The following is a 25,900-nucleotide window of genomic DNA, read 5'->3' as shown; positions in this document are numbered from 1 at the left end:
TCAAAAATAATGCTAGTATTTAAGTTTTATTCGCCCCTTAATTTCTCTCAAGTTTAGATGTATGCAGCAAAGCAATTGTAGAAAAAAAATCTTATCAAAACTGACCGCACTTTTGGCTTGTGGTCTGCTTGGCTTTTCATCTTTAGCGCAAGGCAACGATCTCACTCAAATTCAAAAACAAATTAAACAACAAGAATCGAAGATCGCCGAGCAAAAACGTGCACAAGCAAAACTCCAAGCCAGTCTTAAAGAGCAAGAAAGCAAAATTAATAGCGTTGTCGGTGAATTACGTGAAACAGAATTAAGCTTAAAAGAAATCCGCAAGCAAATGGCGGAAACGGAAAAGCAAATCAAGCAATTAGAAAAGCAAGAGCGCGTGCAAAAAGCGAAGCTTGCACAGCAAATCGATGCCATCTATCGTTCAGGAGTAAATCCTTCTACCTTGGAAAGAATGCTTTCGGAAGATGCGAAAAAAGCGGAACGCATGAAAGTGTATTATCAACACTTAAATCAAGTGCGCATTGATATGATTAACAATCTGAAAGCGACACAAGAGAATCTCGCGAAACAACGCGAAGCGATTTCAGGGCAACAAAAAAATCATCGCAATCAGCTTTCTACGCAAAAGAAACAGCAGCAAGAATTACAAAAAGCGCAACAAGAACGTCAATCTACGTTAAATGAACTCAACAAAAACTTAACCAAAGATCAGAATAAGCTGGAAACGTTGAAAGCGAACGAAAATGCCCTTCGCCAAGAAATTCAACGTGCTGAACAAGCCGCTCGCCAACAAGAACAACGTGAGCGTGAAGCCCTTGCTCAGAAAAAACAAGAGGAAGAAAAACGAACCTCAAAACCTTATCAACCAACCGATCAAGAACGTAAGTTGATTAACAGTACCAGTGGTTTAGGTACGGCTGCGCATCAATACAGTCGTCCCGTTTCCGGTCCGACATTGCATTCCTTTGGTTCAATCCAAGCGGGAGAAGTGCGTTGGAAAGGTATGGTTATCGGCGCACCAACGGGTACCGCGGTAAAAGCTATTGCAAGTGGTCGTGTCATTCTAGCGGGTCATCTTAATGGCTATGGTTATATGGTGATTGTGAAACACGGCGACAGCGACTTGAGCTTATATGGTTTCAACCAAGCAGTATTTGTAAAACAAGGTCAGCTGGTGTCTGCGGGACAAACCATCGCACAAGTGGGGAATACGGGTGAGATCTCTAAACCGGCACTTTACTTTGGTATCAGTCGTAAAGGGGTGCCTGTGAATCCAGCTGGGTGGATTAAATAATGGCAAGGTTCTTTCAAAGTGCGGTCAAAAATACGCTCATTTTTTCAACCGCACTTTTCTCTGCGTTTACTTTTGCACAAGGCAAGTTAGCTATTGTAATTGATGACATTGGCTATCATCCGAAAGAAGATGCCGAAGTTTTAGCCATGCCAAAAGAAGTCTCTGTTGCGATCATTCCAGCAGCACCCTATGCAAAAATACGCAATCAAGAAGCGAAAGCACAAAATCACGATATTCTCATTCATATGCCGATGCAACCGGTCAGCAATATTAAAATTGAAGAAGGTGGTTTGACTTTAGGCTTGTCTGAAGCGCAAGTGAATGAGCGAGTGAAAAAAGCGAAAGCTATTGTGCCCAATGCCATCGGAATGAATAATCATATGGGCAGTGCAGCCACAGCCGATGCCACATTAATGACCTATTTAATGACCGCACTTCGTGAGCAGCATTTATTTTTTTTAGATAGTCGCACCATTGGAAAATCAGTCGCGGGAAAAATAGCAAAAGAACAAGGCGTACGTGTATTAGATCGTCACGTATTTTTAGATGACAGTGATAATTTGACAGACGTTCAACGCCAATTTCAAAGTGCAATTCAATATGCACGTAAACATGGCACCGCCATTGCCATTGGACACCCTCGCCCAAATACTGTGGCTGTATTAAAAGCGGGAATAAAGAATTTACCCGATGATATTCAATTAGTAAGTATGGGCAGTTTATGGCGAAATGAAAAAATCTTGCCACCTAAGCCATTTATCTTAATTTTTAATGATATCCCTGCACCAACCTCAGTTGAGCCATTTGAGCCAATCCCTTTATTGCGAGGCGTACCGAGATAATAATATATAGCAGAAGAAGTGTTGATATATTGTTATTATGTAAACCTAAAGAAATTTACGTAAATTTACAAAAATTTACCTTAAATGTTGATAAAAGAGGTAAGAATATAACATTTCAAGGTTGCAACGTTATTTTCCTTTTGTTAGAATTCGCCCAGAAAGGCTTTTATTAGCCTTTTGTATACAAAAGGTGCTATAACGCAATAGTGTAATAGCATAAGTCTATTGGCTAACCAATTTTATAAGGTTACATACATTATGAAAAACAACAAATTCATTAAATTTAGTTTAACAGTAGCGTGTGCAGCGGTATTAGCAGCATGTGGTTCTAGCGGCGGTAGCAGCAACAATGATGAAGCAGCTCAACAAGCAGCAGCTCAACAAGCAGCAGCTCAACAAGCAGCAGCTCAACAAGCAGCAGCTCAACAAGCAGCAGAAAAAGCAGCAGCAGAACAACAAGCAGCAGCTGCAGAAGCATTAGTTGCAAAAACAAACGATGCAGGTGCTAAATTTGTTAAGAAAACTCAATCTAACTTAAACGTTGGTGAAGGTGTAGAAACTAACAGCAAATCTTCTGTTGCTCCAACTAACATGACAGTTGAATTACACCCAAGCTTAGATACTATCGTTGTAGCGGTTCCATTAAACGCTGATGGTTCTGTGAACACTCAAGCAAAACAAGCTTACTTAGAAGATTTTGACTTCCGTGGTAACACATCTAACACTACTGGTCAACACACATTAAGCCACATTTACAAAACAGCTAATGGTAGCACAACTGTAGGTGCAGCACGTAATGGTGGTGAGGCTTCAACTAAAACTGATACTAAAGGTAATGATACTGGTTTAGCATATGTTTACGAAGATGGTCGTTTAAACTATACTCGTAAAGCTGAAGGTAAAAACGTAGTTGATACAAAAGATGCACGTACTGATGCTCGTTTAGCTGATTCTGTTGCTGAAGTGTATGGTCACAGAACTTTCGTTGATGGTGATTCTGAAGTGAAAAACATCGCTGATGGTGATACTGTATTAGCGAACGCACCATTCACAGCAAAAGATGCTGATGGTAAATATACCGCAGGTTCTAAATTGAACTATGTTCAATACGGTCGTGTAACCTCTAAATTACACGCAGTACAAGAAGCAGATCTTAAAGATGGTAAAGATGTTGCTCAATACGGTACTAAAGTAGCAAGCTTCGGTGGCTACGGTGAAAACGGTACTGAAGATAACTACTTCTACCGTGGTGTAAACAACACTCCATACAGCGCAACTTTAGCAAGCGATCTTAAAAATATTTACTTCGGTTCTGAAGCAGCAGCGGGTAAATTACACTACCAAGGTCACGCAGTTACTTACAACCTAGACAAAGACTATGAAGATAAATCAGGTCTTCCAAATGCTTTAGGTGCGGAATACGCATTAGTAAGTGGTACTCACGTTGCAGCTGACATTGATTTAGCAAGCAAAAATGTAACTGGTAACCTTTACAACAGATGGACAGAAACTAATACTCAACAACAAGTTAAAGAACACAATGTTGAGTTAGCTAACTTCACTGGTACATTAGCAAATAACGGTAGCATCTCTGGTAGCGCAACTAAACACGATGGTGCTCAAGGTGTGTTAAAAGCTAGCTTATACGGTGCACAAGCACAAGAGTTAGGTGGTGTGATTGCAAGTAATGACACTGCAAACAACTGGGGTGCATCATTCGGTGCTAAAGTACAAAATACTCCATATGTTGCACCTGCTGTAGTAACTCCAGCTCCAGTTCCAGCTTGGGGTGAAAGTACAGATGCAAATAACGCAAAATAATTTTTTGAGTTATATTTAATATTCAGACAGCCCATGAAAATGGGCTGTTTTTTTCTATCGTTGAGGGCTTATGAAAAAATCAACATTATTACTCACTCTTGCAAGTATTGCATTACCGACTTATGCTCAAACGTCTCCCGCGCCTGTACAGGAAAGAGACCCATTGCAAAATGAAGCGAGCATGCCAAATATTAACCAAAAAAATCTAAAAGAAGACTTGTTAAGAAAACAGCGTTTATCTGAACAAAGTACGATGGCGCAAGAAAATCAAGGTAATAGTGTTGCGAGATTTACTGGAAAACAGTTGGCTGAAAACCCAGCTCTGTTAGAACGTTTATTTTTAGAAGCGCTGGTTAATCCAAATAAAGCGGTTCTTCCTGTTTATATCCAAATTTATGAATCTGTTCCGAATGCCGATCGTTCTTTAATTGATTGGGCAAAGGCGATCCTTGAAAGAGAAGAGGATTTGAATAAATCTGTTGCCTCATACCGTAAACTCATTTCTGATTTCCCTGAAAATAATTTTATTCGCTATCAACTTGCTGAAACATTATTCTATAACCAAGAATACGAAGCAGCTAAAACACAGTTTGAAAGACTTCGTGCTTCGACTCAAAACGCTCAAGATGTTGCAGTATTTGATAAATTTATCGAAGTGATTGATAGCAAAGAAAACTGGAATTTCTCTTTCTCAACAACTTTTTTAAATGATAAAAATCTAGCAAATTCTGCGAAACAGGGAACCAAAATGGCTGTTGGTAGTGGTGAGGTAACCTATAATACCCCTCGTCAAACAGGTAAAGGTCTTGGTTTGTCTATTGGAGCGGATAAACGTTGGAGTTTATCTAACGGCAAATATATTGCTTTTGATAGCAGTATGAGTTCCAGATATTATTGGGATAATAAAAAATATAATGATGTTATCGGTCATGTTGGTTTAGGCTACGGTTATTCTGATGCACGTTTTAATGTGCAAGTGACACCATATATTAACAAGCGTTGGTATGGTGGTGGTTTAAATGGTGGCGATAGCTTAAAACAATACACCGATACTTATGGTGCGAGCTTATCAGCAGGGTATTGGCTAAACCAAAACTTTAAATATTCTGCACTTTATAACTTTGGTTATGAACGTTATAGAAAAGAGATCGATAAACGAAATTATAATGGTGCAGTGCACTCTTTAACGAATTCATTGATGTTTATTCCTAGCTCAACCCAATTCTGGTCAATTTCATTAGACTTGACAAAGAAATATGCGGCTGACAGATCAAATGCTTACAATCGAATTGGTACCCGTTTAACTTGGGGACAAGAGTGGCCACTCGGTATTACAACCAGCACAACACTTGGCTATGCAAAACGTCATTATCTTGAACAATCATTTGTTGGTATAAAACAACGTAATAATGAATATAGTGCTTCGGTTTCCCTTTGGCATAAACAATTCCACTATGCTGGTTTTACACCAAAAGTAACCTGGTCATATAGTAAAACGAAAAGTAATATGGCGATTTATTCATACGATAAAAACCAAGTCTTTATCGAAGTGGGTAAAAGTTTCTAAATGTAAAAAAGTTGGATTTCAAAGGAATCCAACTTTTTTATTATTCAACAATATTTGAAATAATTTATTTCTGCTCTCTCTCCCACAAATCAGCATACTTCACAAAAGTAGAGTGGGCCGAAAGTACCGCAAGCAGAAAACCTTGTTTTCCATCTAAGAAACCGGCTTTTAAAATGTACATTTTGACAAAGCAGCTAATCGCATGACTAATACCTTGCCATAACGTTGCTTTTTTCCCTTTGGCTTGGCGTTGGTCAGCCCAAGCTTTGGCGTAGCCTGCAGATTTCACCAAATAGTGATGAATGCTTTTATAGGTGAAATGCTCCAGATCGCCAGTTAATTTCTGTACTTTCGTGTTTTCAGGATAAACCACTTTTTCATGTACCAGAGAATCGTTATATCCCGCATAATTTGTGCGATATAAACGCACCACATAATCCGGATACCAACCTGAATGGCGAATTTCGCGCCCAAACACTTCACTCACACGAGGAATATCATAAACCGTATTTGGCGTATCTTGTTGAACCGCTTGTTGAATGGATTCACGAAGTTTCGGAGTGACGCGTTCATCGGCATCTAACCACAAAACATAATCACTGGTGACATATTGTTGTGCACGTTGGCGTTGTTTGCCAAAGCCTGGCCAATCAGGATGCGAATAAAATTTTGCACCATATTGTTCCGCGATTTCTTGGGTATTATCAGTACTGCCTGAATCGACGATAATGATTTCATCTACCCAATCTTTTACCGTATCGAGACATTGAGCGAGATCTGCCGCTTCATTTTTGACAATCATGGCAACGCTAATTGTTGGCATATTTTGATCCTTTTTTTGCTATACTAGCCGAAATTTTTGTAAGTATAACCGAATTTATTTTATGTGGCGTTTTTTTTATACCTGCTTGATGTACTTGATTCAGCCTTTTGTCCTGTTCTTCATGTTGCTACGAAGTCTCAAGGCGCCGAATTATCGTAAGCGTCTAGGCGAGCGATATGGTATTTATGCGACTCTTGCTAAGCCTGTGCAAGATGGGATCGTCATTCATGCCGCATCAGTCGGTGAAGTGATTGCCGCTACACCGCTAGTAAAACGTATTCAGAAGGAATATCCACATTTACCAATTACGTTTACAACGGTTACACCAACAGGTTCTGAGCGTGTAAAAGCTGCATTCGGGGATAGTGTGACGCATTGTTATTTGCCTTACGATTTACCTTGTGTCATCAATCGTTTTATTGATTTTATTCAGCCTAAAGTATTCATTGTGATTGAAACGGAACTTTGGCCAAATTTGATTGATTGTTTGGATCATCGACATATTCCTTTCATTGTGGCGAATGCTCGTCTTTCTGCGCGTTCAGCCAGACGTTATGGCAAGGTGAAAAAACGCCTACAAAGAATGTTCTCTCAAATCAGCTTGATTGCACCACAAGATAGTATCAGTGGAAAGCGTTATCTAGAGTTAGGTTATGAGAAAGATCGTCTACAATTAACTGGCAATATTAAATATGATCTTGTAGTCAGTGACGAGTTACTCAAAGACATTGCAACACTTCATGAGAGCTGGGCGAAAGACCGTCAGATTTGGATTGCGGCAAGCACCCATGAAGGGGAAGAAGAGCTTATTTTACAAGCGCATCATTTGTTACTAAAAAAACATCCAAACTTATTGTTATTGCTGGTGCCTCGCCATCCTGAGCGTTTTAATCCTGTGGCAGATTTAATTGAAAAAGCCAACTTTAACTTTATCCGCCGTTCAACGGGTGAGATTCCTTCAGAGAATACCCAAGTGATTCTGGGTGATACCATGGGTGAATTGATGTTGATGTATGGTATTTCTGATATTGCGTTTGTAGGCGGAAGTTTGGTCAAACATGGGGGACATAATCCGCTCGAGCCTTTGGCGTTTAAATTACCCGTTGTGAGCGGAAAGTATACTTTCAATTTCCCTGAAGTCTTTACTTCGTTGCTAGAGGTACAAGGTGTATTGCAAATCAACTCAACAGAAAAAGCATTGGCAGAGATTATTGATAAGTTATTGAATTCAAAAGACGCGCGTCAGCGTTTAGGCAATGCAGGCTATGAGGTGTTAATTGAAAATCGTGGCGCATTACAGCGACTTTTAGATTTGCTTCATCCTTATTTAACCAATATTTCGGAGAACAGTAAATGACAAGCGTAATTTACCCCGGCACGTTTGATCCAATTACCAACGGGCATTTAGATATCATTGCGCGAAGTGCGGTCATTTTCCCAAAAGTTTTTGTCGCGGTGGCGAATAGTCCAAGCAAAAAGCCATTGTTCTCATTGGAAGAACGCGTTGAACTGGTGCGTCAATCGGTCGCTCATTTACCCAATGTGGAAGTATTTGGATTCTCTGATTTACTCGCAAATGAAATTAAAGCTAAAAAAATTACTGCGATTATTCGTGGTGTGCGTACAACGACGGACTTCGAATATGAATTACAACTGGCTGCGTTAAACCGTTTATTAACCGATGGTGTGGATAGTTTGTTTTTCCCACCAACAGAAAAATGGGCGTTTGTGTCTTCCACGATTGTACGAGAAATTTATTTGCACCATGGCGATGTGAAAGAACTGGTGCCGGAAGCCGTTTATTTAGCCTTAAAAGCACGTCGTGAATGAAAAAAACACTTCTAATTTTAACCGCACTTTTAGTGTTAACCGGTTGTGGTACAGTGGTGAAATTAATTGATCCATCGGAGAAATACACACCTTACGCGGGTGCGGCTTATGATTTAGAGATGGCACAAAAATGGGGCTTACCTATTTTAGATTTGCCACTGTCATTTTTATTAGATACCGCATTATTGCCTTATGCGTGGTCAAATTAATTTGCATTAAGATATGAAACTCAATCCTCAACAACAACAGGCTGTCGAATATGTCAGCGGGCCTTGCTTGGTGCTGGCAGGCGCTGGTTCGGGCAAAACTCGCGTGATCATCAATAAGATTGCTCATTTGATTGAACACTGTGGTTATTTGCCTAAACAGATCGCTGCTGTGACCTTTACCAACAAAGCGGCTCGTGAAATGAAAGAGCGTGTAGCCCATTCCATTGGTAAAGAAAAATCCAAAGGATTGATTGTTTCCACTTTCCATACCTTAGGTTTTGATATTATCAAACGAGAATATAAAGCTTTAGGCTTTAAATCGAATATGACCTTGTTTGATGAGCACGATCAACTTGCCTTACTAAAAGAAATGACGGCAGATGTGCTGCAGGAAGATAAAGACTTACTGCGTGAATTAATTTCCGTTATTTCCAACTGGAAGAATGATTTGGTTTCGCCAAAACAGGCTTATGCCTTAGCGAAAGATGCCAAATATCAAACCTTTGCAAAATGTTATGAGCGTTATGCAACACAAATCCGTGCTTATAATGCATTGGATTTTGATGATTTGATTATGTTGCCGACCTTACTCTTCAAACAGAACGAAGAAGTGCGGTCAAAATGGCAGGAGAAAATCCGCTATTTGTTGGTGGATGAATATCAAGATACCAATACTAGCCAATATGAACTCATCAAATTACTCGTTGGTGAGAGAGCTTGTTTTACCGTAGTGGGTGATGACGACCAGTCCATTTATTCTTGGCGAGGTGCTCGACCGCAAAATATGGTGCGCTTACGTGATGATTTTCCGCGTTTGCAAGTCATCAAATTAGAACAAAATTATCGTTCCACTCATCGTATTTTGCATTGTGCCAACATTTTAATTGATAACAACGAACACGTGTTCGACAAAAAGCTTTTTTCCAACTTGGGCGAAGGTGAAAAACTGCAAGTCATTGAAGCGAAAAATGAAGAGCATGAATCCGAACGGATTGTGGCAGAATTAATTGCTCATCGTTTTAGCCGTAAAACCAAATTTAAGGATTATGCGATTTTATATCGCGGTAATCATCAATCTCGTCTATTGGAAAAAGTGCTGATGCAAAACCGCATTCCGTACAAAATTTCTGGCGGGACGTCTTTTTTCTCCCGCGCTGAAATTAAGGACATGATGGCCTACTTGCGTTTAGTGGTAAATCAAGACGATGATGCGGCTTTCTTGCGTATTGTGAATACACCAAAACGAGAAATAGGTACCGCAACATTGCAAAAACTAGGCGAGTTGGCACAGGAAAAACATATCAGCTTATTTGAGGCGATTTTTGAGTTTGAACTGATGCAACGTGTTACACCGAAAGCCTATGATGCCTTGCAAAAATTTGGTCGTTGGATTGTGGAGTTAAACGATCAAAGTTTACGTTCCGATCCTGAAACCGCTGTGCGTTCTTTGCTTTCCTCATTGCATTACGAAGAATATTTGTATGAGTATGCCACCAGCCCTAAAGCCGCCGAAATGCAAAGTAAAAACGTGGCAACCTTATTTAGCTGGGTAGAGGATATGCTCAAAGGCGATGAGGTGAATGAGCCGATGACTTTAAATCAAGTGGTTACCCGTTTAACCTTGCGCGACATGATGGAACGCGGTGAAGACGATGACGAGAGCGATCAAGTGCAATTGATGACGCTGCATGCCTCTAAAGGTTTAGAGTTTCCTCATGTGTATTTAATCGGTATGGAAGAGGGGATTTTACCGCATCAAACTAGTATTGATGAAGACAATGTGGAAGAAGAACGCCGCCTAGCTTATGTGGGTATTACGCGAGCGCAACAAACGCTGACTTTTTCTCTTTGTCGTGAACGGCGTCAGTTTGGTGAGTTAATTCGTCCAGAGCCGAGTCGTTTCTTGGCAGAGTTGCCACAAGATGATGTGCAATGGGAAAAAGATAAGCCAAAATTAACGGCAGAGCAGAAGCAACAACAAACTTCTAGTCAGCTCGATCGTTTACGGGCAATTTTAAAAGGCTAGAGATGATTAAAGTGCGGTAAGAAATTCATTTGTTTTTTCAACCGCACTTTATTTATGCAAAATGTAGATAAATCAAGCAACCAACATCGCTTTTTCAAAAAATGATTTGACATATTTTCAAAAAAACGTATCATACCGCCCACACACCGAATGTGGTGAGATGGCCGAGTAGGCTGAAGGCGCTCCCCTGCTAAGGGAGTATGGGGTCAAAAACTCCATCGAGGGTTCGAATCCCTCTCTCACCGCCATTTGTTGTTAGTTTTATTTATTCTGCACCCGTAGCTCAGCTGGATAGAGTACTCGGCTACGAACCGAGCGGTCAGAGGTTCGAATCCTCTCGGGTGCGCCATTTTAAATCGACTCTATCAGTTAGAATGGTCAGGAATAATAAAACATCACTACGCACCCGTAGCTCAGCTGGATAGAGTACTCGGCTACGAACCGAGCGGTCAAAGGTTCGAATCCTTTCGGGTGCGCCATCTTTTCTCTTCAAACTTTTCTTTTTATCAAAAACAATTAACTACTAATTCAGTTATTTTTCTCGGTCATCAATAGTTTTTAATAAATAATTTCCTTTTATGTCTGTGATACTTCTAAAACCAACATTCGTGATTTTATAAGGGAAATTTGTCTTGTATTCGACGTTATCGTGGTGATGCCCATGGAAAACGTGTCTTACCCCTAATTTTTCTGCGAGTTGATTAATCACACGAAATCCCATTGGATGGGGTTTAGGCGCTTCATGGCAAATTAAAATATCGGCTTGCTCGTTTTCAATGGCTTCGATATCAGAAGGGAAAATAGACGTGCGATGACGCAATGGAACACCGCCACGCCAAATTTTTTCTTGTGGACTATATTGGCAATAGTGGATGGGATCAAAATACATTGGCTTGTTTGGTGGCATCCAGATTTGTCCTCGGAATACACCGCCTAATCCGGCAATGCGCTGCCCTTGAATTTCAACAACACGATTATGCAAATTACGCAATTTCCAATGTGTACCCCAAATCGCCTCAAATGCGGCGACGGTTTTGCTGTCATGATTACCGTGAATAAACCAAATATCACAATATTTTGCGAGTTTATCTAATTCATCAGGCGAAGAGAGTTGCAAGTCGCCCAAAATAATCAGGGCAACGTTGCCATTTTCTTGCACGAAAGGATAAAGATGTTCATAACTTCCGTGCGGATCGCCTGCGAATAAAATCATGTTATTTCTCGGTGGTCAATGTGCGTTTAGTATGCTGTAAACCTTCAAGTTCTTCATCATTTAACACTTTTTCCACAACAGATTTCACTTGGTTATAACGGTCTAGATAACTTGGCGATTCAATTTCAATGTAAGGCACTTTGTATTTATCTAACAATTTCTTCAATAACTGTTGGAATTGTTGACGTTGTTTTTGACTGCCTAGACTACGTAAGCCATCATCCACCCATTTTGTGTTGTTTTTCAATAAAATGGTGACATCAAACGGATATTCTTTGATCATAGAATCCAAGAATGGATGGGCTTTGCCTTCATATTGAATACAAAAAGCCTGCGTGGTAATGAAATCGGTATCAATAATCGCTACTTTATGGGCATGACGCACCGCATAATCAATATAGCGTTGGTGGCCTAGCGCCATTTGTGGATAGTCAGAATATTGCATGGCTTGCTCATCGCCACCTAATTTTTCAAAGACATATTCCCGACCATATTCCCATGCAGAAGTGGTATTAAATACAGCAGCCAGTTTGCTAACTAACACACTTTTACCGCTACTTTCGCCACCCAAAATGGCAATGGTTTTCGCAAAGAACGGACGGACTTCTTTCGGAATGAATTTCCAATATTGGAAAGGAGTAGTACGAATTTTCGTTGCGGATACATTAAAGAAAGAGCGGTCAGGATCCACTAAAGAAACTTCGAGACCCAAGTATTTTTCGTATGGCGCTTTGTCTTGTGGTTCACTACTAAAAACCATCGTCGGGGTAAATTGTTTTTCTTCAAAGAGATTTTTTACCGCTTCACTCCAAGCTTGCCAACCATTCGGATAACTTGGAATACCATCCTCAACTAAATGATGAATGAAAATTTGATTTTTTTGATATTTAAAGATTTGCTGCATCCAGCGAAGACGATCTTGTACCGTCGGCATACGCTTCATTTTACTATCATAAAACAGCTTTAAATCGCGTTCGGTATCGCTACAGACAATCACGTGAAGCTCATCCACTTTACTGAATGCTTCATAAATCATATTAATATGGCCGGTGTGAACAGGGTAGAATTTTCCAAAAATCACACCCACTTTTTTATCGTGTTTATTCGACATAATGTATCCTTCGCTAAATCGCCACCGCATAGTGACAGTATAGCCCTATTTTATGCAATCTTTGTGCAAATAAAAACATTTTTCATTGAATGATTTTTTACCGCAACATTTTGCGTTATACTACGACCTGCATTCTCAGGGCAGGGTGAAATTCCCTACCGGTGGTGACAGCCCACGAGCACTTAAAAGTGCGGTCAATTTTGATTGCGTTTTACAAAATTGTTTCGCTTTGTCCTTTTAAGGTTAGCAGATTTGGTGAAATTCCAAAGCCGACAGTATAGTCTGGATGAAAGAGAATAAAACGGATTGGGTTCCCAATTCCGTCCTATTTATTTGCATTTCTCAGCCCTGATTCTGGTTAATTTTAACGTAACAACAAAGGAAATTACGATGAATCAGTCAATTTTATCTGCATTTGGTGCGACCGGAGAAGAACGGGTGATTAACGCATTGAATGCATTCAAACAAGGCAATGGCGTATTGGTATTGGATGATGAAGATCGCGAAAATGAAGGCGATTTAATTTTCCCTGCAGAAACCATTACGCCAGAACAAATGGCAAAACTTATTCGTTATGGTAGCGGTATTGTGTGTTTATGTATCACCGATGAACAATGTAAACAGCTTGATTTGCCACCTATGGTTGAGCATAACAATAGCGTGAATAAAACCGCGTTTACCGTGACGATTGAAGCGGCAGAAGGTGTGTCAACAGGTGTATCGGCACAAGATCGTGTCACCACAATCAAAGCGGCGATTGCAGATCAGGCGAAACCGGCAGATCTTCACCGTCCAGGACATGTTTTCCCATTACGTGCGGCAGAAGGTGGTGTTTTAACGCGTCGCGGTCATACTGAAGCGTCCGTTGATTTAGCGCGTTTAAGTGGTTTTAAACCAGCGGGTGTGATTTGTGAAATCACAAATGATGATGGCACTATGGCTCGCGCACCAGAAATTATCGAATTTGCGAAAAAATTTGGTTATGTAGTATTAACAATTGAAGATTTAGTAGCGTATCGCCAAAAACATCATTGCTAATTAAATACTCAGAAAACAAAAGTGCGGTTAGAAAATCTCTTAAATTCTGACCGCACTTTGTATTTTAGGCTTAATTGGTTTCCACAAAGCTTAATGCTGTTTCGACCACTTCGATTCCCGCGCCTTGCTTAAAGGCATTTTCACTTAAATAGCGTCGCCATTGTCTTGCCCCTTTGCAGTTTTGGAATGCGCCGAGCATATGTCGAACGATATGATTTAAATAAACACCTTGGCTCAGTTGTTTTTCAATATAAGGGAACATGGCTTCCACCGCTTGTCTTGGTGTGACGATATCCGCATTTGCATCAAAAAGCATTTGATCAATATAGCCCAACAACGATGGATTTTGATAAGCCTCACGCCCAACCATCACGCCATCCACAAATTGTAAATGATATTTCATTTCTTCGATGGTTTTAATGCCGCCATTAATAGCAATGGTTAACTGTGGAAAATCTTTCTTTAATTGATAAACACGATCATAATCCAAAGGGGGAATCTCGCGATTCTCTTTTGGACTTAATCCTGAAAGCCAGGCTTTTCGTGCATGAACAATAAATTCTTGGCAGCCTGCATGATGAACTTTTTCGATAAAATTGCAGAGAAATTCATAGCTATCCAAATCATCAATGCCGATACGCGTTTTCACGGTCACAGGAATATTCACGACACGTTGCATTTCTGCAATACATTCTGCTACTAAATCTGCCTTTGCCATTAAGCAAGCACCAAACATACCATTTTGCACGCGATCGGAAGGGCAGCCCACATTCAGATTAATTTCATGATAGCCTCTTTCTTCGGCTAATTTGGCACAATGTCTAAGTTGTGCGGGATCACTTCCGCCAAGTTGTAGGGCAACCGGGTTTTCTTGCAAATCAAAATCTAAATGATCGTATTTCGCATGAATAATGGCGGGAGCCGTGACCATTTCGGTATAAAGCAACGCATGTTTACTAAATTGGCGATGAAAATAGCGACAATGGCGTGTCGTCCAATCTAACATTGGGGCAACAGAAAAGCGGCCACGATAAAAGTGCGGTTGGTTTTCTGACATTTTTTATTTCTCTTGAATCTCGTTACGGCGAAGATCTTCTGCTTGTTGTTCCTGCATTCGTTGACGGAAACGTCCAGCCGCAAAGTGGTAAAAAGGTTTCGGGCTAAATTGGCGCGAAATTATGGAGGCAATGATACTGGAAATCAAGAGCCAAATCAGCACAGGTTGAGCCCCGGTCATTTCCATCACCACTACGCTAGCGGTCACAGGGGATTGGGTGCCGCCGGCTAAAAAGGCTGCCATACATAAAATGACGAGGAAGCGTTGATCAACCATGCCATTGCTGATTTCCCATAACATGGTGCCAATGCCTGCACCGGTAGTGAGGGATGGCGTAAAAATTCCACCTGCGATGCCATTCCAATACGTCGTAACCGTTGCGAAGAGTTTTAGTATCCCCACTTCAGGTGAAACGAGTTGTCCTTCTAATGCTCTGGCGACAACATCATAACCTGTTCCATAGGTTTGTCCTTCGCTGTAGGTACCCATAGCCGCAAGCACTAAACCAAGTAATAAGGCAATATAAATAGGGTGTTTACGGATCCAGTCACGCCATTTGATTGGAGAAAGTCCTGCGAGTCCTTTGGCAAGGAGTCGCCCAAATATACCACCCAATACACCGCAGACAACGCCACAAATGGCAAGCCAAAGATATAAATAAGGAATAGAGGTCGCGCCCTTATAAACAGGAAAGTAAGGGCTATTGCCTTGAATCGCTACCAAAATAAAACCCGCTGCTAATACCCCAAGTAATACGCGGCGTTCCCAGCGTAACATCACGCCTCGACCCAATTCTTCAATGGCAAAAATCACTCCAGCCAAAGGGGCATTAAATGCGGCAGCAAGACCACCTGCCGCACCGGTTGCGACGAGTTCATTCGTACTTAATCCACGGAAAGCAAAGTTATATTTACGACAGAAATTTCCCCAACTCAGCATAACAGCAGCACCGACTTGAACAGAAGGACCTTCACGTCCAACAGACGCACCGATAACCATTGCAAAGAAAGTAAGGGGAATTTTCCAAATGGTTTGGCGAAATTCAACCAGTTTTGTTTTATAGCCACTATAAGGAAGATTGATGGATGCAATCACTTGTGGAATACCGCTGCCACCAACATAAGGCGTGTATTTGGCTGTAAACCAGGTAAGAAATGCAAGACCAAGTGGCAAGACGATCCAAACGGCGAGAGGGTATTTGGCAGACCAATAAGCATTAAATTCAAGTCCCATGTCAGCGAGTTTTGCAAATCCAAAGGAAAAAAGCGCAACAAATGTTGCACCAATCAGTAAGCATATAAACTCTAGGGTTTTATGAGAGATACGATGGGTTTGTCGAAGCTTTTTATGATAGAAATAACGTAAGTGAAAAATAAATGAACGTAACATAATGATTGCCAACAAAATAATTCTGTTTGAAATTATAAAACCCTGGCTTCAGGCAGGCAATTGATTTGAAAAAAGAGAGTTAAAACTAAATGAATTAAACATCTTGAAGAGAATATATTAAATGTAAAGATGAGATGGAATAAATTATTTAAAAATCATATAATTATAGAAGATCTCTTAAGCTAAGTCAGAATTTACTACACTTAGATCAATAATTATAAGGATTCTATTATGAAAAAAATACTATTTATCTCTATATTTAGCTGTTTCCTAACTTGTACTGAAGTACAAGCATCTATAGCAAATTCCACCAGTTCGAGTAGTCAATTTAATCAAATTTCTACTAATTTAAGTAATGAAGAATTTGGTAAGCATATCCTCAAAAAAGTTTATCCGAGAGCTGTATACGATAAATGGAGTAAATCTTGGGAAGATGATGATTTTTTTATTGATTATGATTTAAAAGATATTCAAACCAGTGAAGGAGAAAAGCGTTATTTTGCACTGAATTATGGAACTGCAGGATATAATGAGGAGCTGTATTTATACATTTTCAAAAAGTCATTAGATGAATGGGTTTTAGAAAATCAGGAATATATGAATTCTGAAAACTTTGAGCAAAAACCATTATTTAAAAATAAAAATATAGAGCTTCTTGGTAAAGCATCGGTCGTTAAGCTAGGAAAGGATACACTGGGTTTTCAATTAGACGGCCGTGATGGAGGGAGTGGCGGTGAGAAAGGTGATATTAATTGGATTTACCCCGTAGGTAATAAAATGAAAATGGTGGTTGGGTGTCATTATGAAGAGTGGCGTTTTGGGCCTCTCGGCGTTGAATGCGAGCCTAAAATTAATTCAAGCCTAAAACCAACAGAGGCATATTATCCGATCGAATTGAATTATAAGCTTGTGAAATATAAGCTTAATGATAAGGCTCAGAGTGGGTCAGAAGAATGGGATATAAAGAGCATAGGTAACAAGAAAGGTAAAGTAGTAATTTTATTTAATCCACAAACTCAAACTTATGAACTACCAGTTGGTTTTGAAAAAATTAGTACGGATGCGAATAAACTATGGGAATACTTTAGTAGCTCAGCGGCATCTAAAAAAATAAGTAAATAGTAACCAATTAATAGATTTGGCAGATTTTCTAGTTATTGATGAAAATGGTAAGCCATCACCAAAAGTAAAGACCATTTATGAAAAGAAGGAAGTCTTTGCCTAGACTGTCAGTTATAGGGGATGGGTGTCAAGTACAAAGAATGCGATACTTGACATTCCCAAGGGAACTCTTTAGAATTTAGCGTCTATTTCTTCTGTCTATTGGATGGAGAGATAGATTTTGTAACAAACATTCTATTATGAATAACATTTAAACTGGAGCTTTTTTAATGGCAACTATCAACCAGCTAGTACGCAAACCGCGTGTGAAAAAGGTTGTAAAAAGTAACGTTCCTGCATTAGAGGCTTGCCCGCAGAAACGTGGTGTGTGCACTCGTGTATACACAACTACACCTAAAAAACCGAACTCAGCATTACGTAAAGTATGTCGTATTCGTTTAACTAATGGCTTTGAAGTAACTTCTTACATCGGCGGCGAAGGTCACAACCTTCAAGAGCACAGTGTTGTGCTTATCCGTGGTGGTCGTGTTAAAGACTTACCAGGTGTTCGTTACCACACTGTACGCGGCGCATTAGACTGTGCAGGCGTTAAAGATCGTAAACAAGGTCGTTCTAAATACGGCGTTAAACGTCCTAAAGCTTAATGGAACTCCGTTAAGTAAGGCCAAACGTCTAAATTAGTAAAAATTTAAATCAGAAACTCCAGTATCACATTAGCTCACTTTAAAGTGCGGTTAATTTTTATAGAGTTTTGGATATCCTGAAGATTAAATATACGGAGAAATTCGCAATGCCACGTCGTCGTAGTGTTGAACCACGCAAGATTCTTCCAGATCCGAAGTTCGGTTCAGAGTTACTTGCAAAATTTATTAATGTATTAATGGTAGACGGTAAAAAATCCGTTGCTGAAACCATCGTTTACGGTGCGTTAGACAAACTTGCAGAACGCACAGGTAAAGAACCTTTAGAAGCATTTGAAATTGCACTTGAAAACGTTCGCCCAACCGTTGAGGTTAAATCTCGTCGTGTTGGTGGTTCTACTTACCAAGTGCCAGTTGAAGTACGTCCAGTTCGTCGTAATGCATTAGGTATGCGTTGGATCGTTGAAGCTGCACGTAAACGCGGTGATAAATCAATGGCTTTACGTCTTGCAAATGAATTATCTGATGCATCAGATAACAAAGGCGCAGCAGTGAAAAAACGTGAAGACGTTCACCGTATGGCTGAAGCTAACAAAGCATTTGCTCACTTCCGTTGGTAATACGCTTTTAAAATTTAAGGGCTTCATCCTCGATGAAGCCTTACCCTTATATAAACAGATATTAAACTTAACAAGGTTATAATAATGGCTCGTACAACCCCTATTGAAAGATATCGTAATATCGGTATTAGTGCGCACATTGATGCTGGTAAAACTACTACCACTGAACGTATCTTATTCTACACTGGTGTAAGTCACAAAATTGGTGAAGTACACGATGGTGCAGCAACAATGGACTGGATGGAACAAGAACAAGAGCGTGGTATTACCATTACCTCTGCGGCAACTACCGCATTCTGGTCTGGTATGTCACAACAGTTCCCACAACACCGTATCAACGTTATCGATACCCCGGGACACGTAGACTTTACTGTTGAAGTAGAACGTTCTATGCGTGTTCTTGATGGTGCGGTAATGGTTTACTGTGCGGTTGGTGGTGTTCAACCTCAGTCTGAAACTGTATGGCGTCAAGCTAACAAATATCAAGTTCCACGTATTGCGTTCGTAAACAAAATGGACCGTACTGGTGCTAACTTCTTACGTGTTGTTGAACAACTTAAAACTCGTTTAGGTGCTAACGCTGTTCCTCTTCAACTTCCAATCGGTGCAGAAGAAAGCTTCACCGGTGTTGTTGATTTGATCAAAATGAAAGCGATCAACTGGAATGAAGCTGACCAAGGTATGACTTTCACTTATGAAGATATTCCAGCAGATATGCAAGCAGCGTGTGAAGAATGGCGTCAAAACCTTGTTGATGCAGCAGCTGAAGCAACTGAAGAATTAATGGAAAAATATCTTGGTGGTGAAGACTTAAGCGAAGAAGAAATCAAAGCAGGTCTTCGTCAACGCGTATTAGCAAACGAAATCATCTTGGTAACTTGTGGTTCTGCATTCAAAAACAAAGGTGTTCAAGCGATGCTTGATGCAGTTGTTGAATACTTACCAGCACCAACTGATATTCCAGCAATCAAAGGTATCAACCCAGATGAAACTGAAGGTGAACGTCACGCAAGCGATGATGAGCCGTTCTCTTCATTAGCATTCAAAATTGCAACTGACCCATTCGTAGGTAACTTAACCTTCTTCCGTGTGTACTCAGGTGTAATTAACTCTGGTGATACAGTATTAAACTCTGTACGTCAAAAACGTGAACGTTTTGGTCGTATCGTACAGATGCACGCTAACAAACGTGAAGAAATCAAAGAAGTTCGTGCGGGCGATATCGCTGCAGCAATCGGCTTAAAAGATGTCACTACGGGTGATACATTATGTGCAATCGAAGCACCAATCATCCTTGAGCGTATGGAATTCCCAGAGCCAGTAATCTCTGTAGCAGTAGAACCTAAAACTAAAGCTGACCAAGAAAAAATGGGTCTTGCATTAGGTCGTCTTGCTCAAGAAGACCCTTCATTCCGTGTTCACACTGATGAAGAATCTGGTGAAACCATTATTTCTGGTATGGGTGAGTTACACTTAGACATCATCGTTGACCGTATGAAACGTGAGTTCAAAGTGGAAGCTAACATCGGTAAACCACAAGTATCTTACCGTGAAACTATCCGCACTCGTGTTAACGATGTGGAAGGTAAGCACGCAAAACAATCTGGTGGTCGCGGTCAATATGGTCACGTTGTTATTGACTTATACCCATTAGATCCAGAAGGTCCTGGTTACGAATTTGTAAACGAAATCAAAGGTGGTGTAATCCCTGGTGAATACATTCCTGCAGTTGATAAAGGTATCCAAGAACAGCTTAAATCTGGTCCATTAGCGGGTTATCCGGTAGTAGATATTGGTGTACGTTTACACTTCGGTTCATACCATGATGTTGACTCATCAGAATTAGCGTTTAAATTAGCGGCTTCTTTAGCATTTAAAGCAGCGTTCGCTAAAGCAAACCCAGTTCTACTTGAGCCGATTATGAAAGTTGAAGTAGAAACTCCACCTGAGTATGTGGGTGATGTAATCGGTGACTTAAGCCGTCGCCGTGCTATGGTTAACGGTCAAGAAGCAAACGAATTCGTTGTTAAAATCGATGCAGAAGTTCCACTTTCTGAAATGTTCGGTTATGCAACAGACTTACGTTCACAAACTCAAGGTCGTGCATCATACTCAATGGAACCGTTAAAATATGCTGAAGCGCCAACAAGTGTTGCTGCTGCAGTAATTGAAGCGCGTAAAAAATAATTTTTTGTAACAATCCGCTCTATAAGTCGAATGGCTTATAGAGCATTTTCTAGGAAACTAAACAAATGTCTAAAGAAAAATTTGAACGTACAAAACCGCACGTAAACGTGGGTACAATCGGCCACGTTGACCACGGTAAAACAACTTTAACAGCAGCAATTACAACCGTATTAGCAAAACACTACGGTGGTGCAGCTCGTGCATTCGACCAAATCGATAACGCGCCAGAAGAAAAAGCGCGTGGTATCACCATCAACACCTCACACGTTGAATACGATACTCCAACTCGTCACTACGCACACGTTGACTGCCCAGGACACGCGGACTATGTTAAAAACATGATTACCGGTGCGGCGCAAATGGACGGTGCAATCTTAGTAGTAGCAGCGACAGATGGTCCTATGCCACAAACTCGTGAGCACATCTTATTAGGTCGCCAAGTAGGTGTACCTTACATCATCGTATTCTTAAACAAATGCGACATGGTAGATGACGAAGAGTTATTAGAATTAGTAGAAATGGAAGTTCGTGAACTTCTTTCTCAATATGATTTCCCAGGTGACGATACACCAATCGTACGTGGTTCTGCATTACAAGCATTAAACGGCGTTGCAGAATGGGAAGAAAAAATCCTTGAGTTAGCAAACCATTTAGATACTTACATTCCTGAACCAGAGCGTGCAATTGACCAACCGTTCCTTCTTCCAATCGAAGACGTGTTCTCAATTTCAGGTCGTGGTACAGTAGTAACAGGTCGTGTTGAGCGTGGTATCATCCGTACTGGTGATGAAGTTGAAATCGTTGGTATCAAACCAACAGCGAAAACAACAGTAACTGGTGTTGAAATGTTCCGTAAATTACTTGACGAAGGTCGTGCAGGTGAAAACATCGGTGCATTATTACGTGGTACCAAACGTGAAGAAATCGAACGTGGTCAAGTATTAGCGAAACCAGGTTCAATCACTCCACACACTGATTTCGAATCAGAAGTTTACGTATTATCAAAAGATGAAGGTGGTCGTCACACTCCATTCTTCAAAGGTTACCGTCCACAGTTCTATTTCCGTACAACTGACGTAACTGGTACAATCGAATTACCAGAAGGCGTGGAAATGGTAATGCCTGGTGATAACATCAAAATGACAGTAAGCTTAATCCACCCAATCGCGATGGACCAAGGTTTACGTTTCGCAATCCGTGAAGGTGGCCGTACAGTAGGTGCTGGCGTTGTTGCGAAAATCATCAAATAATTGATGTCTTAACTGTAACAGGTTAGATTAAGAAGGCGTATCGAAAGATACGCCTTTTTGTTTTTTATCAATGAATATCATTTTTATGATAGAAAGTACGGTTAAAAATTGTGTTGTTTTGGTATGATACAGATTCATTTTTTATACGGATGTTTTTATGCAACAACTACCATTTAAAGCCGTTGTCTCTGATCTTGATGGCACGCTACTTAATACCAATCATGTAATTGGTGAGTTTACTATTGATGTATTGAATAAATTAGAACAAAAAGGTGTAGATATTATTTTAGCAACGGGCCGTAATCATACAGATGTTGCTTCTATTTTAGACAAGATTGGTACGGAGCATGCCGTAATGATCACTTCCAATGGCGCGCGAGTGCGTGATCTAAAAGGTAATCTTATTTATAGCAATAGTCTTCCAGAAGAAATCGTGCTTGAGTTATACAAAATTCCTTTTGATCGCACCAAAATTTGTATCAATATTTATCAGGATGATGGTTGGTTTATCAATACAGATGTGCCTGAATTAGCAAAATATCATAAGGATTCAGGTTTTATGTACGAAGTGGTTGATTTTACAAAGCATCATGGAAGAGGAACTGAAAAAGTATTTTTTATTGCTCATGATCCTAAAGATCTAATCGAACTAGAAGATTACCTTAGAACACATTTCGGAGATAAAACAACGATTGTTTATTCGGCGCTAACTTGCTTAGAAGTGATGAACAAAAATGTATCGAAAGGTGATGCATTATCTCATCTATTAGAAAATAGAAATTATGGATTAAAAGATTCTATTGCTTTTGGTGATGGCCAGAATGATGTTGAAATGCTTTCTTGGGTTGGTAAAGGTTATGTGATGGCAAATGCTGATCCTCGTTTAAAGGAGGCTTGTCCTGAACTGGAAGAGATCGGGTTAAATAAAGACGAAGCAGTGGCTAAACATTTAGCCGCACTTTTTGGTATTAAATAGATGTTTCAATCAATTTTTCTGGTTAGTGCTGGTGCGGCAATTGGTGCTTCTTTACGTTGGGGATTAGGTCTATGGCTTAATTCACTCTTTAGTTCGATTGCATTTGGCACACTTGTAGCCAATTTTATTGGCTGCTTTTTGATGGGGATTTTACTAGCAGCCTTTTGGACCTTCCCTCAATTTAGTCCTGAATGGCGATTATTCTTAGTGACTGGGTTTCTTGGTGCGCTCACCACATTTTCCTCTTTTTCAGGCGAAGTAATTGAACTCTTTTTTAAAGAAGAATGGGGAAATGGATTGTTTGTTTTAGTGAGTCATTTAGTTGGTTGCTTAATTTTTACAGTATTAGGGATTTATTTCTTTAGACTCATCAGTCTTCTATTCCATTTCCGATAAAATCACTAAATTCTTCAGAATAAAACCCATGAGAGAGCATATACTGCCAAATTTTTTGTTTGCTTTTGATTGGTTGAGGTTCTGCATAATTAGGAAACTTTTTACGTAGAACCTTTTCTGCGATTTCAGTCCAATTAATTTCACTTTCTGTAAGAACTTCATTTATAACGTCTGAAGGTACGCCTTTTAGTTGGCGTAATTCTTTTTTGATACGATTTACGCCATATCCTCGTTGTGAGCGTGCGTGTAAATAATTTTCAACAAATCGTTTATCATTTTGCCAGTTTTTTTTCTGGCAGTAAGCAATCGTTTCATCGATCTCATCTTCTGTAAATGCTTTTTCCTGCATTTTATTGCGCAGTTCAAATTCGCTATATTCACGTCGAGCAAGTAAATTAACAACGTAGCTCAAAGCAAGAGAAGACATATAAATTCCTTGTAGGTGAAATACGGTTGAAATGAAAAGTGCGGTCAATTTTGACCGCACTTTTAGTGATTAGAAATCGCTTTCTGTGTCATCGTTAGATTGTTCAATGTCAGCCATTAATGCTTGTTCTGGATTGGCTACTAATTCAGCACGAAGCTTCGCTTCAAGTTCATCAGATTTAGCAGGGTTTTCGTTTAACCATTTCATTGCATTGGCTTTACCTTGACCAATCTTTTCACCATTGTATGCATACCATGCACCAGATTTCTCAACAAGTTTGTGTTTAACACCGAGCTCAATTAATTCGCCCGCTTTCGAAATACCTTCTCCGTAAAGAATCTGGAAATCAACTTGGCGGAAAGGTGCTGCTAATTTGTTTTTAACTACTTTAACACGAGTTTCATTACCAATGACTTCATCTCCATCTTTAACTGAACCTGTACGGCGAATGTCTAAACGCACAGAAGAATAGAATTTTAATGCGTTACCACCGGTTGTAGTTTCTGGGTTACCAAACATGACACCAATTTTCATACGAATTTGGTTAATGAAGATAACAAGACAGTTTGCATTTTTGATTTGACCAGTTAATTTACGTAGCGCTTGAGACATTAAACGCGCTTGTAAGCCCATGTGCGAATCCCCCATTTCACCTTCAATTTCAGCTTTTGGAGTGAGTGCAGCAACAGAGTCCACAATGACGACATCTACAGCACCAGAACGTACTAATGCATCACAAATTTCAAGTGCTTGTTCACCATTGTCTGGTTGGGAAACTAAAAGTTCTTTTACATCAACGCCAAGTTTTGCTGCATAAATAGGATCAAGTGCATGCTCCGCATCGATAAACGCACAGGTTTTACCGACTTTTTGTGCTTGAGCAATAACAGATAAAGTTAAGGTTGTTTTACCAGAAGATTCAGGTCCAAAAATTTCAACAATACGACCCATTGGTAAACCACCAATACCAAGCGCGACATCAAGACCTAAAGAACCCGTTGAAACAGATTCAACATCAAGGGCTTGAGTATCGCCCAATTTCATAATTGAGCCTTTACCAAATTGCTTTTCAATTTGACCAAGTGCTGCCGCGAGTGCTTTTTGCTTTTCTTCTTGAGTTGCCATATAAAACCTTCTTGAATAGAGTTATCTAAATTTAGTTAGATTATATCTGTATTGATGTACAGTATCAAGAGAAAATTTTTTCCTCGATGAAAAAATGTGAACTAGATTCCAAATTTTAGAAATAGTTTATTTAAAATCAAATTTTTAAGTATTTGTGTAGATCTTGAATTTGTGCTTTGAGAATTTGTTCACCCAGTTCATATACAGTTTTTATTTTGACTTCATCTCGCTCTAATCGGCCTATATTGAGTGATACATTTGGACGAATTACAAAGATTTTATTTTGTTTTTCTAAACGAATGATTTTTTCTACTTGCTCATTGTAAGTGCGGTAGCGATTTTCTAAGGTTTTGACTAAGTGTGGATATTTGCGATAAAAAAGCTTGAATAAAAAAGAAGATGATCTTGTTTTACGGTAGTCAATCGGTTGGGTTAAAACCACGATGATTTTATCACAACCGAGCTCTTGTGCTTTTTCAAATGGAATACTATCGGCAATTCCGCCATCTAGGTATTTTTGTCCATTGATTTCTACAAATTTTGAGACAAAAGGCATCGCTGAGGTTGCTCTGAAGTATTCCATCTCTTTGAAAACATCTTTGATTTTGAAATACTCCGCTTTACCGCTCGCGATGTTTGTGGCGGTTAAATAAAAATCGAGGTGAGATTTCTCGAATTCGTCTTGATCAAAGGGATCAAGATTAAAAGGGAGATCATAGAAAGCGAAATCTTTATTGACAATATTGCCTGTTGTAAAAAGGCTATAAAATCCCATGTAACGCTTATCTTTAAGATATTTCAGGTTATATCTCAACGCTCTTCCTTTTTGATTAGATGCATAATTTATGCCAAATAATGCACCTGCAGAAACGCCAATAATTTTATCTATTTGAATGTTTTGTTCCATCAGTGCATCAAGGACACCTGCGGTAAACA

The 25,900-nt window shown here is 39.8% G+C and carries 24 protein-coding genes, 3 tRNA genes and 1 riboswitch (1 of these 28 running past the window's edge); of the genes, 19 read left to right on the top strand and 8 right to left on the bottom strand.

Going from position 1 to position 25,900, the window contains the following annotated elements; translation table 11 throughout:
* Positions 1–61: 61 nt before the first annotated feature.
* The 4 genes from envC to INP94_RS02125 all read left to right on the top strand — a co-directional run bounded on the left by envC (position 62) and on the right by INP94_RS02125 (position 5,524).
* Positions 62–1,294, top strand: a complete 1,233-nt coding sequence (gene envC, locus INP94_RS02140; RefSeq protein ID WP_197543882.1) for a murein hydrolase activator EnvC — start codon at positions 62–64, stop codon at positions 1,292–1,294.
* Positions 1,294–2,136: a divergent polysaccharide deacetylase family protein gene (locus INP94_RS02135; protein ID WP_197543881.1), complete on the top strand. Its 843-nt coding sequence runs from the start codon at positions 1,294–1,296 to the stop codon at positions 2,134–2,136. The genes envC and INP94_RS02135 overlap by 1 nt, the downstream gene beginning before the upstream one ends.
* 258 nt (positions 2,137–2,394) lie before the next feature.
* A complete protein-coding gene (locus tag INP94_RS02130) occupies positions 2,395–3,957 on the top strand; it encodes a transferrin-binding protein-like solute binding protein (protein ID WP_197543880.1) in 1,563 nt (520 codons plus the stop codon).
* A 70-nt stretch (positions 3,958–4,027) separates the two neighbouring features.
* The gene (locus INP94_RS02125) at positions 4,028–5,524 is read left to right on the top strand and encodes a surface lipoprotein assembly modifier (protein ID WP_197543879.1); all 1,497 of its coding nucleotides are present in this window, start codon (positions 4,028–4,030) and stop codon (positions 5,522–5,524) included.
* Between the two features lie 64 nt (positions 5,525–5,588).
* Here the strand turns inward: INP94_RS02125 and INP94_RS02120 are convergent, their stop codons facing one another.
* Positions 5,589–6,347, bottom strand: a complete 759-nt coding sequence (locus INP94_RS02120) for a glycosyltransferase family 2 protein (protein WP_197543878.1) — start codon at positions 6,345–6,347, stop codon at positions 5,589–5,591.
* 61 nt (positions 6,348–6,408) lie between these two features.
* On the opposite strand from INP94_RS02120, the gene waaA reads away from it, so the two are divergent.
* The 7 genes from waaA (at position 6,409) to INP94_RS02085 (ending at position 10,891) form a co-directional block, all read left to right on the top strand.
* Positions 6,409–7,704 (top strand): lipid IV(A) 3-deoxy-D-manno-octulosonic acid transferase, encoded by a 1,296-nt coding sequence (gene waaA, locus INP94_RS02115; protein WP_193452006.1) that lies wholly within the window; start codon positions 6,409–6,411, stop codon positions 7,702–7,704.
* The gene (gene coaD, locus INP94_RS02110; RefSeq protein WP_014064370.1) at positions 7,701–8,177 is read left to right on the top strand and encodes a pantetheine-phosphate adenylyltransferase; all 477 of its coding nucleotides are present in this window, start codon (positions 7,701–7,703) and stop codon (positions 8,175–8,177) included. The genes waaA and coaD overlap by 4 nt, the downstream gene beginning before the upstream one ends.
* Complete coding sequence (locus INP94_RS02105) at positions 8,174–8,386, top strand: lipoprotein (RefSeq protein WP_070583784.1); 213 nt, start codon at positions 8,174–8,176, stop codon at positions 8,384–8,386. Before coaD ends, INP94_RS02105 begins: the two co-directional genes overlap by 4 nt.
* A gap of 13 nt (positions 8,387–8,399) precedes the next feature.
* Positions 8,400–10,412 carry a DNA helicase Rep gene (gene rep, locus INP94_RS02100; RefSeq protein WP_193452007.1) on the top strand — a complete coding sequence of 671 codons (2,013 nt, stop codon included), beginning with the start codon at positions 8,400–8,402 and terminating at the stop codon, positions 10,410–10,412.
* Between the two features lie 154 nt (positions 10,413–10,566).
* Positions 10,567–10,660: transfer RNA gene (locus INP94_RS02095), tRNA-Ser, on the top strand.
* A 24-nt stretch (positions 10,661–10,684) separates the two neighbouring features.
* Positions 10,685–10,761: transfer RNA gene (locus INP94_RS02090), tRNA-Arg, on the top strand.
* A gap of 53 nt (positions 10,762–10,814) precedes the next feature.
* Positions 10,815–10,891: transfer RNA gene (locus INP94_RS02085), tRNA-Arg, on the top strand.
* Positions 10,892–10,944: 53 nt separating this feature from the next.
* On the opposite strand, the gene INP94_RS02080 is transcribed toward INP94_RS02085, so the two are convergent.
* Together INP94_RS02080 and nadR are read right to left on the bottom strand one after the other, a co-directional pair.
* The gene (locus INP94_RS02080) at positions 10,945–11,625 is read right to left on the bottom strand and encodes a metallophosphoesterase family protein (protein WP_193452008.1); all 681 of its coding nucleotides are present in this window, start codon (positions 11,623–11,625) and stop codon (positions 10,945–10,947) included.
* 1 nt (position 11,626) lies between these two features.
* On the bottom strand, positions 11,627–12,736 hold the full coding sequence (nadR, locus tag INP94_RS02075; RefSeq protein ID WP_193452009.1) for a multifunctional transcriptional regulator/nicotinamide-nucleotide adenylyltransferase/ribosylnicotinamide kinase NadR: 1,110 nt from the start codon (positions 12,734–12,736) through the stop codon (positions 11,627–11,629).
* Positions 12,737–12,863: 127 nt separating this feature from the next.
* A riboswitch (FMN riboswitch) is annotated at positions 12,864–13,038 on the top strand.
* Between the two features lie 88 nt (positions 13,039–13,126).
* On the opposite strand from nadR, the gene ribB reads away from it, so the two are divergent.
* The gene (gene ribB, locus INP94_RS02070; protein ID WP_049365188.1) at positions 13,127–13,774 is read left to right on the top strand and encodes a 3,4-dihydroxy-2-butanone-4-phosphate synthase; all 648 of its coding nucleotides are present in this window, start codon (positions 13,127–13,129) and stop codon (positions 13,772–13,774) included.
* A 70-nt stretch (positions 13,775–13,844) separates the two neighbouring features.
* Here the strand turns inward: ribB and dusA are convergent, their stop codons facing one another.
* Both dusA and INP94_RS02060 read right to left on the bottom strand, forming a co-directional pair.
* Entirely contained in the window at positions 13,845–14,831 is a 987-nt protein-coding gene (dusA, locus tag INP94_RS02065) for a tRNA dihydrouridine(20/20a) synthase DusA (RefSeq protein ID WP_197543877.1), read from the bottom strand.
* Between the two features lie 3 nt (positions 14,832–14,834).
* Entirely contained in the window at positions 14,835–16,220 is a 1,386-nt protein-coding gene (locus tag INP94_RS02060; protein ID WP_197543876.1) for a chloride channel protein, read from the bottom strand.
* A 231-nt stretch (positions 16,221–16,451) separates the two neighbouring features.
* Between INP94_RS02060 and INP94_RS02055 the strand changes: the two genes are divergently transcribed.
* The 7 genes from INP94_RS02055 to crcB all read left to right on the top strand — a co-directional run bounded on the left by INP94_RS02055 (position 16,452) and on the right by crcB (position 23,412).
* A complete protein-coding gene (locus INP94_RS02055) occupies positions 16,452–17,342 on the top strand; it encodes a hypothetical protein (RefSeq protein ID WP_197543875.1) in 891 nt (296 codons plus the stop codon).
* 269 nt (positions 17,343–17,611) lie between these two features.
* Positions 17,612–17,986, top strand: a complete 375-nt coding sequence (rpsL, locus tag INP94_RS02050; protein WP_005543325.1) for a 30S ribosomal protein S12 — start codon at positions 17,612–17,614, stop codon at positions 17,984–17,986.
* A gap of 146 nt (positions 17,987–18,132) precedes the next feature.
* Positions 18,133–18,603, top strand: a complete 471-nt coding sequence (gene rpsG, locus INP94_RS02045; protein WP_005699184.1) for a 30S ribosomal protein S7 — start codon at positions 18,133–18,135, stop codon at positions 18,601–18,603.
* Between the two features lie 84 nt (positions 18,604–18,687).
* Positions 18,688–20,790: an elongation factor G gene (gene fusA / locus INP94_RS02040; protein ID WP_049365197.1), complete on the top strand. Its 2,103-nt coding sequence runs from the start codon at positions 18,688–18,690 to the stop codon at positions 20,788–20,790.
* Positions 20,791–20,855: 65 nt separating this feature from the next.
* Entirely contained in the window at positions 20,856–22,040 is a 1,185-nt protein-coding gene (gene tuf / locus INP94_RS02035; protein ID WP_005635637.1) for an elongation factor Tu, read from the top strand.
* 157 nt (positions 22,041–22,197) lie between these two features.
* Positions 22,198–23,016: a Cof-type HAD-IIB family hydrolase gene (locus tag INP94_RS02030; RefSeq protein WP_197543874.1), complete on the top strand. Its 819-nt coding sequence runs from the start codon at positions 22,198–22,200 to the stop codon at positions 23,014–23,016.
* On the top strand, positions 23,017–23,412 hold the full coding sequence (gene crcB / locus INP94_RS02025) for a fluoride efflux transporter CrcB (protein ID WP_197543873.1): 396 nt from the start codon (positions 23,017–23,019) through the stop codon (positions 23,410–23,412). It abuts the gene before it with no gap.
* On the opposite strand, the gene recX is transcribed toward crcB, so the two are convergent.
* From recX to INP94_RS02010, 3 genes are all read right to left on the bottom strand, one after another.
* Positions 23,387–23,839 carry a recombination regulator RecX gene (gene recX, locus INP94_RS02020; protein ID WP_197543872.1) on the bottom strand — a complete coding sequence of 151 codons (453 nt, stop codon included), beginning with the start codon at positions 23,837–23,839 and terminating at the stop codon, positions 23,387–23,389. The genes crcB and recX overlap by 26 nt on opposite strands.
* A 69-nt stretch (positions 23,840–23,908) precedes the next feature.
* Positions 23,909–24,964, bottom strand: a complete 1,056-nt coding sequence (gene recA, locus INP94_RS02015) for a recombinase RecA (RefSeq protein WP_065285491.1) — start codon at positions 24,962–24,964, stop codon at positions 23,909–23,911.
* A gap of 136 nt (positions 24,965–25,100) precedes the next feature.
* On the bottom strand, positions 25,101–25,900 hold the 3' portion of the coding sequence (locus tag INP94_RS02010; RefSeq protein ID WP_197543871.1) for a patatin-like phospholipase family protein. The gene runs 43 nt beyond the window's last position; the window shows 800 of its 843 coding nt (coding positions 44–843); its start codon lies off the right edge, out of view; it ends in the stop codon at positions 25,101–25,103.

This window comes from Haemophilus parainfluenzae, assembly GCF_014931395.1.
Taxonomy (GTDB): Bacteria; Pseudomonadota; Gammaproteobacteria; order Enterobacterales; family Pasteurellaceae; genus Haemophilus_D.
Note: the sequence above shows the minus strand (reverse complement) of the source record. Positions and strands in the feature narration are given on the sequence as shown.

Bases quoted from the DNA above. Each gene is read 5' to 3' on its own strand.
- envC (WP_197543882.1), top strand. From the start codon at position 62: ATGCAGCAAAGCAATTGTAGAAAAAAAATCTTATCAAAACTGACCGCA.
- INP94_RS02135 (WP_197543881.1), top strand. From the start codon at position 1,294: ATGGCAAGGTTCTTTCAAAGTGCGGTCAAAAATACGCTCATTTTTTCA.
- INP94_RS02130 (WP_197543880.1), top strand. From the start codon at position 2,395: ATGAAAAACAACAAATTCATTAAATTTAGTTTAACAGTAGCGTGTGCA.
- INP94_RS02125 (WP_197543879.1), top strand. From the start codon at position 4,028: ATGAAAAAATCAACATTATTACTCACTCTTGCAAGTATTGCATTACCG.
- INP94_RS02120 (WP_197543878.1), bottom strand. From the start codon at position 6,347: ATGCCAACAATTAGCGTTGCCATGATTGTCAAAAATGAAGCGGCAGAT.
- waaA (WP_193452006.1), top strand. From the start codon at position 6,409: ATGTGGCGTTTTTTTTATACCTGCTTGATGTACTTGATTCAGCCTTTT.
- coaD (WP_014064370.1), top strand. From the start codon at position 7,701: ATGACAAGCGTAATTTACCCCGGCACGTTTGATCCAATTACCAACGGG.
- INP94_RS02105 (WP_070583784.1), top strand. From the start codon at position 8,174: ATGAAAAAAACACTTCTAATTTTAACCGCACTTTTAGTGTTAACCGGT.
- rep (WP_193452007.1), top strand. From the start codon at position 8,400: ATGAAACTCAATCCTCAACAACAACAGGCTGTCGAATATGTCAGCGGG.
- INP94_RS02080 (WP_193452008.1), bottom strand. From the start codon at position 11,625: ATGATTTTATTCGCAGGCGATCCGCACGGAAGTTATGAACATCTTTAT.
- nadR (WP_193452009.1), bottom strand. From the start codon at position 12,736: ATGTCGAATAAACACGATAAAAAAGTGGGTGTGATTTTTGGAAAATTC.
- ribB (WP_049365188.1), top strand. From the start codon at position 13,127: ATGAATCAGTCAATTTTATCTGCATTTGGTGCGACCGGAGAAGAACGG.
- dusA (WP_197543877.1), bottom strand. From the start codon at position 14,831: ATGTCAGAAAACCAACCGCACTTTTATCGTGGCCGCTTTTCTGTTGCC.
- INP94_RS02060 (WP_197543876.1), bottom strand. From the start codon at position 16,220: ATGTTACGTTCATTTATTTTTCACTTACGTTATTTCTATCATAAAAAG.
- INP94_RS02055 (WP_197543875.1), top strand. From the start codon at position 16,452: ATGAAAAAAATACTATTTATCTCTATATTTAGCTGTTTCCTAACTTGT.
- rpsL (WP_005543325.1), top strand. From the start codon at position 17,612: ATGGCAACTATCAACCAGCTAGTACGCAAACCGCGTGTGAAAAAGGTT.
- rpsG (WP_005699184.1), top strand. From the start codon at position 18,133: ATGCCACGTCGTCGTAGTGTTGAACCACGCAAGATTCTTCCAGATCCG.
- fusA (WP_049365197.1), top strand. From the start codon at position 18,688: ATGGCTCGTACAACCCCTATTGAAAGATATCGTAATATCGGTATTAGT.
- tuf (WP_005635637.1), top strand. From the start codon at position 20,856: ATGTCTAAAGAAAAATTTGAACGTACAAAACCGCACGTAAACGTGGGT.
- INP94_RS02030 (WP_197543874.1), top strand. From the start codon at position 22,198: ATGCAACAACTACCATTTAAAGCCGTTGTCTCTGATCTTGATGGCACG.
- crcB (WP_197543873.1), top strand. From the start codon at position 23,017: ATGTTTCAATCAATTTTTCTGGTTAGTGCTGGTGCGGCAATTGGTGCT.
- recX (WP_197543872.1), bottom strand. From the start codon at position 23,839: ATGTCTTCTCTTGCTTTGAGCTACGTTGTTAATTTACTTGCTCGACGT.
- recA (WP_065285491.1), bottom strand. From the start codon at position 24,964: ATGGCAACTCAAGAAGAAAAGCAAAAAGCACTCGCGGCAGCACTTGGT.